Source organism: Amycolatopsis sp. NPDC052450 (genome assembly GCF_044547565.1).
Lineage (GTDB): Bacteria > Actinomycetota > Actinomycetes > Mycobacteriales > Pseudonocardiaceae > Amycolatopsis.
The window spans coordinates 24603-36531 of the sequence record NZ_JBIUAQ010000049.1 but is presented as its reverse complement, the minus strand read 5'-3'; the positions used below and the strand labels follow the sequence as shown (position 1 = coordinate 36531).

7 protein-coding genes are annotated in these 11929 nt (G+C 70.1%); 1 reads left to right on the top strand and 6 read right to left on the bottom strand.

Features of this window, described 5'->3' with window-relative positions; translation table 11 throughout:
* Nucleotides 1–58: 58 nt before the first annotated feature.
* From ACIHAO_RS41075 to ACIHAO_RS41050, 6 genes are all read right to left on the bottom strand, one after another.
* The gene (locus ACIHAO_RS41075; protein WP_396567430.1) at nt 59–880 is read right to left on the bottom strand and encodes a hypothetical protein; all 822 of its coding nucleotides are present in this window, start codon (nt 878–880) and stop codon (nt 59–61) included.
* Between the two features lie 44 nt (nt 881–924).
* The gene (locus tag ACIHAO_RS41070) at nt 925–2784 is read right to left on the bottom strand and encodes a glycosyltransferase family 39 protein (protein ID WP_396567428.1); all 1860 of its coding nucleotides are present in this window, start codon (nt 2782–2784) and stop codon (nt 925–927) included.
* 4 nt (nt 2785–2788) lie between these two features.
* Complete coding sequence (locus tag ACIHAO_RS41065) at nt 2789–4042, bottom strand: glycosyltransferase (protein ID WP_396567426.1); 1254 nt, start codon at nt 4040–4042, stop codon at nt 2789–2791.
* 74 nt (nt 4043–4116) lie between these two features.
* Nucleotides 4117–5958, bottom strand: coding sequence for an ArnT family glycosyltransferase (locus ACIHAO_RS41060; RefSeq protein ID WP_396567424.1), 1842 nt, complete (start codon nt 5956–5958; stop codon nt 4117–4119).
* Between the two features lie 4 nt (nt 5959–5962).
* Entirely contained in the window at nt 5963–7495 is a 1533-nt protein-coding gene (locus tag ACIHAO_RS41055) for a sensor histidine kinase (protein WP_396567422.1), read from the bottom strand.
* A 429-nt stretch (nt 7496–7924) separates the two neighbouring features.
* The gene (locus ACIHAO_RS41050; protein ID WP_396567461.1) at nt 7925–9937 is read right to left on the bottom strand and encodes a fatty acid desaturase; all 2013 of its coding nucleotides are present in this window, start codon (nt 9935–9937) and stop codon (nt 7925–7927) included.
* Between the two features lie 452 nt (nt 9938–10389).
* Here ACIHAO_RS41050 and tig point away from each other — a divergent pair, with 452 nt between their 5' ends.
* Nucleotides 10390–11760, top strand: a complete 1371-nt coding sequence (gene tig, locus ACIHAO_RS41045; RefSeq protein WP_396567420.1) for a trigger factor — start codon at nt 10390–10392, stop codon at nt 11758–11760.
* Nucleotides 11761–11929 lie beyond the last annotated feature (169 nt).

Genomic DNA, 11929 nt, shown 5'->3' with positions numbered 1-11929 from the left:
GATCACACACGTAACTCGCGTGCTTGGAGGCGTAACTCGCGAGTTACGCCTCCAAGCATCAGCGCAGCCGCGTGATCAGCGTCCGCAGCCAGCTCTCCGCCATCGCCGGTTCACTCTGGAGATGCCGCACCAGCAGGTCCCGCGCCGCCTTCGAGCGCCCTGCCTCGACGATGGCGACCGCTTCGGCCAGCCCCCGCAGCCGCTTTTCCGAATGCTCCGGCGCGCGGCCGTTCTCGTCCGACCAGCGCGGCCGTGGGAAGGACGCGGTGAGTTTCGCCTGCACGTCGCCGAAGTAGTGCCAGACCGGCCAGTCGAGCGAGATGTTCCGGACCCCGTTCGCGGGCAGTTCGGCGGGCCAGTCGAAGTGCTGCTGCCACCGGAACGCCGACGGCGTCGTGTCCTCCCGGATGGTGATCCCCAGGAACCGCAGCCGGCCGCGGATGATGCTCCAGGCCTCGCGTTCGTCGTCGATCCAGTCGCGCAGCAGCCGGTACAGCCCGGTGAACGTCTGTCCTGTGTAGACCAGGTCGACGAACACCTTCGGCCGCCCGCGCGCGAGGTCGTACGGGCTGAGCCCCGCCGCCGTGAGATTCGCGCGCAGCCGCGCCACATCGGCGGCCGTCAGGCCGTCACGGGCTCCCGCGAACGACAGTGGCAGCTGGTGGATCCGTTCCCGCCACGGGGTTCCGCTCAGCAGGTCGTGCACGCTGTCCGCGGAACGCCCGACGAAGTACAGGTCCGCGTCACCCGCGCGGGCGATCACCTTCGCGGCGCACGCGATCAGCTCGTCGAGGAACCACAGCGACGGTTTTCCGGCGCGTTCCAGCAGCGTCCCGAGCTGGTCGGGGCGCACGAGGTCCCAGCGGTACGGCCGATTCACACCGTCCAGGATTCCCGTGCGCCCCAACACTTGTCGAAGCATTTTCAGGAGAGCAGGCGGTACACCGTCTGCTCGCCGACGGTGGTGGCGGCGAAGTTCTCCGCGACCCATTCGGCGATCTCGTCCGAGCCGCCGCCGGGACCGCCGCGGCCGCCTTCGACGTAGTAGGTGATGTCGCCGTTCGCCACGTACTGCTGGAATTCCGCGAGTGTCGGCGCCGGATCCGAACCGCTCCAGCCGCCGATGCCGATCACCGACTTCCCGCTCGCGAGTTCCAGGCTCGCCGCCGATTGCGAACTCGGCGCCGCGGCCGCCCATTTCGTCGTGGTCGCGGCGAGCAGTGCCCCGATCTCCGCCGACGAACCCTCGTCCATTCCCATGCCCATGCTGCCCATCCCGCGGGGGTCGTTCACGGCCGGACCGGAGAGCGGGATCGAGCCGGAGTGCGCCTGCGAAGCGGTTTCGACGCCGAACGCGGTGGTGCCCAGGCCGACGGTCAGCACCGCGGCCGTCGCGACGACGGCGACGAGTTTCCGCATCGGCGGGACACCCACCAGGACGACGGTCGCGGTCACCAGGCCGAGCCCGGCGATGGTCCAGCGCAGGACGGGCAGCCAGTCGGCGTTGCGGTCCAAGAGGATGTACGCCCAGACGGCGCTGGCCGCGATCATCAGCGACAGGAACACCCGCGGCGCGAGATGCGCCCGGCCGCGCCAGAGCGAGGTCCCGGAGATCGCGACCACGGCGGCGATCGACGGCGCCAGCGCGACGGCGTAGTACGGGTGCACGATGCCGCTCATGAAGCTGAACACCAGCGCGCTCACGAGCATCCAGCCGCCCCACATGATCAGCGCGGCCCTCGTCCGGTCGGTCCCGGCGGCCCGCCTAGTGAACCACAGCCCCGCGACCAGCCCGATCAGTGCGGCGGGCAGCAGCCACGACACCTCGCCGCCGAAGCTGGCGCCGAACATCCGGGTCAGGCCGCTCTCGCCGCCGAAGCCGACGTTCCCGCCGGCCGAGCCGCTCACGGTCCCGCTCGGACCGCCGACCATCACGCCGCCGCCCATGCCGAAGATCCGGCCGAGGCCGTTGTAGCCCAGCGCCAGTTCGAGCAGGCTGTCGCCGTCCGAACCTCCGATGTACGGCCGGGACTCGGTCGGCCACAGATCGACCAGCGCGATGAACCAGCCGGCGGACAGGACGGTCGCGCTCAAGGCCCCGAGCAGGTGCAGCAAGCGTTTGCCCAGCGAGGTCGGCGCGGCGATCAGATAGGCGAGACCGAAGGCGGGCAGCACCAGGAACGCCTGCATCATCTTGGTCAGGAAGCCGAATCCGACGGCGACACCGGCGAAGGCCAGCCAGCGCGGGCTCGCCTTTTCGATCGCGCGGATCGTGCAGTACCCGCCGGCGATCAGCAGCAGCGTCAGCAACGCGTCGGGGTTGTTGAACCTGAACATGAGCGCGGCGACCGGGGTGACGGCGAGCGCCGCCCCGGCGAACAGGCCGGCGACCGGTCCGGAGGTCCGCTTCACGGTCAGGTACAGCAGGCCGACGGAGGCGACTCCCATCAACGCCTGGGGTGCCAGCACGGTGAAGCCGGAGAAGCCGAAGAGCCGGGCGAACGCCGTCGTGACCCAGAGCGCGGCCGGGGGTTTGTCGACGGTCAGCACGTTCCCGGCGTCGAGGGAGCCGAACAGCCACGCCTTCCAGTCCTGGGTGCCGGACTGCACCGCCGCCGCGTAGAACGAGTTGCCGTAGCCGGAGGCGGTCAGGTTCCAGAAGTACAGCAGCGCGGTGGCGGCGAGCAGCCCGAAGACGGCGGGCCGGACCCATCGGCCTGCTGGTTTCGCGATGTTTTCCTCGACGCGTCCAGGCTCCGCCCGGGAAGCGAGTGCGGTGGTCATGGGGTCAGCTCTCCATCTCGGTGGCGGTGCGGCGGCGGAACACCCAGCCGCGCAGCAACAGGAAGCGCAGGACGGTGGCCGCGAGGTTCGCGAGCACGAGCGCGGTGATCTCGAGCGGCAGCCCCGGCGCCGTCATCGTGTGCAGCAGCGCCAGTGCGCCACTGGTGAGCGCGAGCCCGAGGCCGAACACGACGAGGCCCTGGAACTGGTGCAGCCCGGCGCCTTCCCGGCCGCGGATGCCGAAGGTCAGGCGCCGGTTGAGGGCGGTGTTGCCGATCGCCGTCACCAGCAGTGCGACGAGGTTGGCCGCCTGTGCGCCGGTGAACGTCCGCAGCAGCAGGAAGAGCACGAGGTAGGCGATGGTGCTGGCGACGCCGATCGCGGCGAACCGCACCAGTTGCCGCACCAGGCTCGGCGCCACTCCCGGTGCCCGCACCTGGATCGGCGCGCGGCCGAGCTGTTCACGCAGGCCGCTGATCGGGATCTCGCCGGTCAGCGTCGCCTTGGTCAAACGCGCGATGCCTTTGAGATCGGCGGTCGCGGTGGCGACGATGTGCACCGACGAGTCCGGGTCGTCCACCCAGTCGACCGGGACCTCGTGGATCCGCAGCCCCGCTTTCTGCGCCAGCACGAGCAATTCGGTGTCGAAGAACCAGCCGGTGTCCTGGATGTGGGGGAGCAGGCGCTCGGCGACGTCGGCGCGGATCGCCTTGAACCCGCATTGCGCGTCGCTGAACCTCGCCGCCAGCGTGCCGCGCAGGATCAGGTTGTAGCAGCGGGAGATGAACTCCCGTTTCGGCCCGCGCACCACCCGCGCGCCGCGGGCGAGCCTGCTGCCGATGGCGAGGTCGGAGTGCCCGGACAGCAGTGGTGCGACGAGCGGCCCGAGCGCGGCCAGATCGGTCGAGAGGTCCACGTCCATGTAGGCCAGCACCGGAGCGTCCGAAGTGGACCAGACGGCGCGCAGCGCGCGGCCGCGGCCTTTCTCTTCGAGGTGCCGGACTTCGACGTCGTCGAACTCGCGGCTCAGCCGTTCGGCGACCCGGAGGGTGCCGTCGGTGCTGGCGTTGTCCGCGACGGTGATCCGGAACGGGTACGGGAACTGCTCCACGAGATGCGCGTGCAGCCCGCGGATGCACGGCTCCAGGTCGGTTTCCTCGTTGTAGACCGGGATGACGACGTCGAGGACGGGCGAGCCGTCCGGGGCGATGGCGGGGCGGCGGCCGGTTTCGGCGCCGGAGATGATCGCGGCTGTCATATCGTCAATCTCGGCCATCGCGCTGAGGCCGGCTTGTGTCCCGGCTGTGCCGTCGCTGTGTTCCGGCACGGGTTTCACCGGCTCAGGTCGTAGACGGTGACGCCGTCCACAGTGGTCGGCCGGTAGGTTTCCGCGACCCAGGCGGCGATCCGTTCGGCGGCGTCGCTGCCGGTCTCCCCGCGCATCATCATGCCGTCGCCGAGGAAGTAGTGGATCCGTCCACTTCGGACAAGTTCTTGGAACTGTTCCAGGGTGGGTGCCGGATCCGTGCCGTTGAATCCGCCGACGGCCATCACCGGTGCCCCGCCGCCGAGCTGGTAGCCCGCAGCGTTGTTGGAGCCGACGGTCGCCGCCGTCCACGTGTAGTTCTCGCTTCCCTGCCGTAGCAGGCCGGCCAGGTTTTCGCCGGGCAGGCTCGTGCCGAGCAGACCGCCGGGAGCGCCCATTCTCATGCCACGGCCCGTTTCCGGTCCGGCGGAAGGAAGTGCGCCCGAATGCGGGGTGGCGGCCGTCGCGACGGTGTACGCGCCGGTGCCCGCCAGAACGGTGATCAGCGCGCCGACGGCGACCAGACGCCTTGCCACGTCAGGTAAGCGCGCTGCGACGAAGACCAGGAAAGCACACAGGAGACCGGCGACGAGGATCGCGATCGACAGTCCGGGAAGCCAGTCGGATTGCCGCGACAGCAGGAGATACGTCGTCAACGCGGTCAGCCCGATCCCGGCGCTCAAGGCGCCCGCGGCGGCCGGATTCCCCCTTGCGCGCCACAACTGCGTGCCCGCGATGCCGACGAGCGCCGCGATCGCCGGGGCGAGCGCGATCGTGTAGTAGGCGTGGATGATGCCGCTCATGGAGCTGAACACCACGGCGGTCACCAGGAACCAGCCGCCCCAGACCATCAGTGCCGCGCGGCCGCGGTCGGTGCGCGGTGCCCGGCGGGTGAACCACAGCCCGGTGGCCAGCGCGAGGACGGCGGCCGGGAGCAGCCAGGCGATCCCGCCCGCCATCTCGCTGCCGAACAACCGATCCCAGCCCGTGCCGCCCCTGCCGCCTCCGCCGACACTGCCGACCTCGTCGCCGGTGATGCGGCCGAAACCGTTGTAGCCGAAGGAGAGTTCCCACAAGCTGTTCTCTTGCGAGCCGCCGATGTACGGCCTGTCCGCGGCGGGCCACAACGCGACGACGGCGAGATACCAGCCGGTGGAGAGGATGGTGCAGATCAAGGCCCCGAGCAGATGCAGCAGGCGGCGGCCCAGTGAGGTCGGCGCGGCGATCAGATACGCGAGCCCGAACGCGGGCAGCACCAGGAACGCCTGCAGCATCTTCGCGAGGAAGCCGAATCCGACGGCGACCCCGGCCAGCGCCAGCCACCGCGGGCTCGCCTTCTCCAGCGCGCGGACGACGCAGTAGGCGCCCGCGGTGAGGAGCAGGACCAGCAGCGCGTCGGGGTTGTTGAACCGGAACATCAGCGCGGCGGCCGGGGTGAGCGCGAGGACGGCTCCCGCCAGCAGACCCGCGGCCGGGCCGGACGTCCGCCGCACCGCGGCGAACAGCAACGCCACCGAGCCGACCCCCATCAGCGCCTGTGGCACCAGAACGCTCCAGGCGTTGACGCCGAACAGGCGCGCGGAAAGGCTCATCACCCACAACGCGGCCGGTGTCTTGTCCACCGTGATCGCGTTCGCGGCGTCGCTGGAACCGAAGAACAACGCCTTCCAGCTCAGCGACCCGGCCTGCGCGGCCGCCGAGTAGAACGCGTTGGCCCAGCCGGATTCCCCGAGGTTCCACAGGTACAGGACCGCGGTCGCGAGCAGCAGCGCGGCCACGGACGGCCGGACCCAGCGCGGATCGGCCGGTGTGCCTCGGGCGGGGGGAACGGTTCGATCGGCTTCGTCGCGGGAGGCGAGGAGGGTCATGGCCTCAGCGTCGGGGGCCGACCTGGGGCGTGGTTGTGCCGAAGCTGTGCACCCGCTGTGAGGATCCGATCACCGGCAGGTGGACGGCGAACTCGGTGTGCCCCGGACGGCTGTGCACCTCGATCGTGCCGTGATGGGCCACGACGATGGCCGACGCGATCGCCATCCCGAGCCCGGTGCTGCCCGCGGTCCGTGACCGGGAAGTGTCGCCGCGGGCGAAGCGTTCGAACACACTCGGCAGAAGTTCGGGGGCGATACCGGGACCGTCGTCGGTGACGGTGAGCACCGCGGATCCGCTGCGGGAGCGGCTCAGCGCGGTGATCACCGTGGTGCCCGGCGGGGTGTGCGTGCGCGCGTTGGACAGCAGATTCGCCAGGACCTGGTGCAGGCGCTGGACGTCGCCGCGCACGAACACGGAAGCCGGCGGGAGCCGCAGTTGCCAGCGATGGTCCGGGCCGGCGACGTGCGCGTCGCCGACGGCGTCCGCGGTCAGCCGGGTGAGATCGACTTCGGCCGCTTCGAGCGGCCGTCCGGCGTCGAGCCGCGCCAGGAGCAGGAGATCCTCGACCAGCGTCGTCATCCGGGCGGCCTCGGACTGGATGCGGGACATCGAACGCGCGACGTCCGGCGGCACCAGCGCGCTGCCGCGGCCGGCGAGTTCGGCGTACCCCCGGATCGCCGCGAGCGGGGTGCGGAGTTCGTGGCTCGCGTCCGCCACGAACCGGCGGACCCGCGTCTCACTGGCGTGCCGGGCTTCCAACGCCCGCGAGATATGCCCGAGCATGAGGTTCAGCGCCGAACCGACCTGGCCGACCTCGGTCCGCGGATCGGTGTCGATCTCGGACACCCGCACCGAAAGCGCGACGTGACCGCGGTCGAGCCGCATCGCCGACACCCGGCCCGCGGTCGCCGCGACCCGGTCGAGTGGCCGAAGCGTGCGCCGCACCGCGAACGCGCCGAGAAACCCCGCGCCGGCGACCCCCGCCACCGCGACCCCGAACAGGATCCACCGGACCGTGGCCAGGGTGTCCCGCATCGGCCCGAGTGGGAGCCCCGTGACGACCGCGCCGCCGGGGATCGAGACGGCCTGCACGCGGTATTCGCCCAGGCCGCCGAGCGTCATCGTCATCGGCGGCCGGTCCGCCGGGACGGCGAACAGGCCGGACTCCTGTTCGGCCGACAATCCCTGCGGAAGCCCTTGCACGGTAAGGATTCCCGCGTACAGCACCCGGTCACCGGAGAAACGCACGCTGAGCGTCCCGGAGGCCTGGCCCGGCGCGTCGAGCGGATCGGGACCGAGACCGTCCTCCGGCGGCCGGTTCGCGAAGTCGTGGGCACGGGCAGACGCGGCCGAAAGCTGGTCGTCGATCTGGCGGGTGAGGAACGACCGCAAGGCGACCTCGCTCGCGACGCCGATCACCAGGCAGACGAAGGCGAGCAACAGCACCATCGAGCCGGTCAGCTTGGCGCGCAGGGAAAGCCGCCCGGGCCGGAACGACCGGCGCGGGCCGGTGGTCGGGACCGAACCGGGTGCCATGACCTCGAGGGTGCGCCGCGGTCGTATGCGCGCGTTGTGCCCCGCCTGTGAGCCCGCTGTGCGCGGCGGTCACAGCGCCGATGCGGACGGTGGGGGAGACGACGAGACCCCAGGAGATCCGATCATGAACGAAACACTCCGTCCACTTCGGACTGGGGAGCCGAGCGCAAGGCGCTGGTGACCGTTCATAGCGCTCTCTTGGCGCCGGGCGGACCGCTGCACTCCACGCGGCAAGCCCCTGCCACACCGGTCCGTGAAGGGTTCCTTACCTACCCTGAGGGTAGTAAGGAGGCCCTCGCTACCGGCCGGCGTGCAACCTATGTCGCGAAAGCCACTTTCGCGACGCCTGGCGTCCCGAAAGTGGCTTTCGCGACACGCCTTTCAGCCCAGTCGCACTCTAGGGGCCTTCACGCGACGCGAAGGTCGCCCTCAGCGGTCGTAGTCCACGCCCAGTTCGGCCGAAGTCGCCACCGCCCGGCAGGTCAGGATCTGCCCGGCCGCGACCTCCTCGTCCCCGAGCGCGTAGTGCACGTCCATCCGCGCGCTGCCTCGCACCACCGTCGCCCGGCAGGTGCCGCAAGCGCCGCCGACGCACGCGTACGGCGCGTCGACGCCGTGCCGCAGTGCGGCGCTGAGCACGGTTTCGCCCACCGTCGCGGGGATTTCGACGGTCTTCCCGGCCGCCGTCACGGTCAGCGTCGGGCCAGGTTGCCGCGAGGGGCGGACGGGGAGCGCGCCTTGGAACAGTTCGAAGTGGACGTGTTCCTCGGGGACGTCACGATCGGCCAGTGTCCGGCGGGCCATGTCGACGAGGTCGCGCGGGCCGCACAGGAACCAGTCGTCCACCTTCGCCGGGTGCAGCCGCGCTTGCAGCAGCGCGCGGAGGCGCGTGCTGTCGAGACGGCCGCGCTGGTAGCGCTCGTGCGAGATGGCCAGCGCCTCACCGACGATGTCGAACGGCTTCTCCAGCCGATGCGTGCGGAGGTCCGGGTCGCGTTCGTCGGTGCGGTAGTGCACGACGTGCAGCCGTCCGCCCAGCCGCGCGGCGAGGCCGCCGAGTTCGTCGGCGAACATCGTGCTGGCGCCGGAGGTGTTGATGTACAGCAGGGTCGCCTTGCTGTTCGGCTCGTTCTCCAGCGCCGCGGTGAGAATCGACAGGATCGGCGTGATCCCGCTGCCCGCGGCGAGCGCGACGTACCGGCCGGCGCGGCCTGGCTCCGGGGTCAGGGTGAAAACACCGTCGGGGGGCAGGACGTCCAGTTCGTCGCCGGCCGCGAGCTCGGTGGTGGCGAATGTCGAGAACGCGCCGCCGAGCTGGTGCTTGATCGCGATCCGCAGGATCCCGGAGTCCGGCGTCGAGCAGATCGAGTAGGCGCGCCGCACCTCTTCCCCGTCGACCTCGGCGCGGATGACGAGGTGCTGGCCGGGGGTGAACCGGAAGGTCTCCCGTAGCCGCTCCGGCACGTCGAACGTCACGGTGACGGCGCCCTCGCACAGCGGCCGGACCTCGGCGACCCGCAGCGAGTGGAACCGGCTCGGCCCCCGGGGCTGGGGAGCGGGCGGTTCCTCGTCGAACGAACCGGTGAGCTGACGCCATTCGCGGTACTCCGTCGACGTCAGTTCGCGGCCCCACGGGGTCGCGATCGGGACGTCCCTGGCGAGGTAGGCGTCGCGGTTGTCCTTCCACGTGCGCAGGTACCGGTAGAACGGGATCGCCGGGTGGAGATGGTGCACCAGGTGGTAGTTCTGGCACAGCATGATCGGCGTCATCAGCCATTCGAGCCCGACGCGGACGCGGGTGGCGCCGAACCGGTTCTGCCGCTGCGCGCCGAGGTCGTGATGGGGGAGCCAGTCGAACCACCAGGCCAGCACGGCCAGCCCGAGGCGCTGCGGGACCAGGTAGACCATCAGCAGTTCCCAGCCGTGGCCGGTCACGGCCAGCCAGGCGAACGCGGCGAGGCTCAGCGCGACGACGGCCGCGGTCTCGATCCGCTCCGACGGCGGGCGCGTGCGCTGCCGGGCGACGTAGAAGCGGGCGTACCAGAAGTCGATGGTCAGCCAGCGGAACGGCAACTGCCACCAGGGACCGTGCGCGGTCCAGGCGTCGGGATCGGTGTGGGCGTCCTCGTTGGTGTTGCGGTGGTGCTCCAGATGGATGTAGCGCACCAGGGGGAAGGAGCCGTAGGCCGCCACGAACGGCATCGCGAGCCTGCCGAGCAGTTCGTTGACCCAGGTGAGCTGTCCGGCCGCGTGGTGCGTCGACTCGTGCAGCACGGTGAACATGGTGAAGGTGACGAGCGCGTGCAGGGGGATGGTCACCCACAGCGGCGCGGCCTCGTTGACGACCAGCCAGGTGGCGCCGCTCCAGACCATGAGGCCGCCGGTGAACAGCAACACCGTCGGCACCGAGACGACCGGCAGCGGGATCCGCGGGTTGGGCACACCGCGTCTCGGCGTTCTCTCGGGTATCTCCCCCGTGTCCTCGGACCGGGTTACGGCGACGGTCATCGATCGTTCCCCTCGGTCGATAACTACCGGGACAAGCTGTCACACCGTAGACAATTAGTACTGGTTTGTAAACTTCATGTGAGTGCCGAAACGCCACGTCACAGCGCCCGATGGTGAGGCGTGGCGCGCATCCGTGTCCAGGAACAGGCGGCTTCGTAACAGAGAAGAACCGAAAACTCGTCCGATCGGGTGGTCCGTGCCCTGTTCGCCGGATCGGGCGCGATGGCTGTGCTCGGCGGGGGAGGGCGGCCTGATGGCCCCGGGCCCGGGCCTATCAGACCCACGGCCTAGACTCGGACGGCCCTGTCCACAAGCTGGCCAGGGCACATCCGCTGTCGACCGCATGCGGATGCCCATCACATCGTTTACCGCTCGAGGAGAATACGTTGAAGAGCACCGTCGAGCAGCTCAGCCCGACGCGAGTCAAGATCAATGTCGAGGTGCCGTTCGACGAGCTCAAGCCGAACTTCGACCGCGCCTACCGCAAGATCGCCCAGCAGGTGCGCATCCCCGGCTTCCGCCCGGGCAAGGCGCCGGCTCGCGTGCTGGAAAGCCGGATCGGGCGAGCCCCGGTGCTCGACGAGGTCGTCAACGAGGTCATTCCGGCCAAGTACATGGAAGCCGTGCGCGCGGGCGAGGTCCGCACGCTGGGCCAGCCCGAGTTCGAGGTGACCAAGCTGGAGGACCGTGAGGTCCTCGAGTTCACCGCCGAAGTCGACATCCGCCCGGAGATCTCGCTGCCCGACCTCGAGGGCTTCGCGGTCAGCGTCGACGACGTCGAACTGACCGACGCCGAGGTCGACGAGCAGCTCGACGAGCTGCGCGCCCGCTTCGGCACGCTGACCGGCGTCGACCGCCCGGCCGAGAACGGCGACTTCGTCTCGATCGACCTCGCGGCCACCGTCGACGGTCAGGAGGTCGAGGAGGCCTCGACCACCGGCCTGTCCTACGAGATCGGCTCCGGCCAGCTCGTCGACGGGATCGACGAGGCGATCATCGGTGCGAAGGCGGGCGAGACCAAGACCTTCACCACGAAGCTGGTCGCCGGCGAGCACACGGGCAAGGACGCGGACGTCACCGTCACCGTGCAGACCATCAAGCAGCGCGAGCTGCCCGAGGCGGACGACGAGTTCGCCCAGATGGCGAGCGAGTTCGACACGATCGACGAGCTGAAGGCCGACCTTCGCGAGCGTCTTGGCCGCGTCAAGAAGATGCAGCAGGGCGTCCAGGCCCGCGACAAGGTCCTCGAGGAGCTCCTCGAGCGCACCGAGGTCGCGATCCCGGAGAAGGTCCTCGAGGCCGAGATCGAGAACCGCAAGCACGACGCGATCCACCCGTTCGACCACGACGAGGCGCAGTTCGCGCAGGCGCTCGAGGCCGAAGGGCGCACCCTCGAAGAGTTCGACACCGAGGTTCGCGAGGAGTCGGAGAAGGCGGTCCGCACGCAGCTGCTGCTGGACAGCATCGCCGACGCCGAGCAGACGTCGGTCAACGACGGCGAGCTCACCGAACGCATCATCTACCAGGCGCAGCGCTTCGGCGTCAGCCCGGACGAGTACGTCCAGCGGGCGCAGCAGTCCGGTCAGCTGACCGCGATCTACGCCGACGTGCGCCGCGGCAAGGCGCTGGCCTCGGTGGTCCGCAAGACCACCGTGACCGACGCCTCCGGTGCCACGGTCGACCTCGAAGAGCTCTTCGGCCCCGCAGCCGAGGAGACGCAGGTCACCGAAGAGACCGCGAAGACTGCGGCCGAGTAGGGAATACCCGGTCCGGTCGAAACGGACCGTAAAGCTGTAAGCGAACTTGGGCGGTGTCAGGCATTCTGCACCGCCCAAGTTCGTTAGGGTCGGTTGCAAGATCCTCAAGCATCTGGACATACGCGGCGGCGAACGTTCCACCCGCCGCCGTCGGCGAAAAGGCAGGCAT

Excerpts from the sequence above, each read along its gene's own strand:
- ACIHAO_RS41060 (WP_396567424.1), bottom strand. The coding sequence starts at position 5,958 with ATGACCCTCCTCGCCTCCCGCGACGAAGCCGATCGAACCGTTCCCCCC.
- ACIHAO_RS41055 (WP_396567422.1), bottom strand. The coding sequence starts at position 7,495 with ATGGCACCCGGTTCGGTCCCGACCACCGGCCCGCGCCGGTCGTTCCGG.
- ACIHAO_RS41065 (WP_396567426.1), bottom strand. The coding sequence starts at position 4,042 with ATGACAGCCGCGATCATCTCCGGCGCCGAAACCGGCCGCCGCCCCGCC.
- ACIHAO_RS41070 (WP_396567428.1), bottom strand. The coding sequence starts at position 2,784 with ATGACCACCGCACTCGCTTCCCGGGCGGAGCCTGGACGCGTCGAGGAA.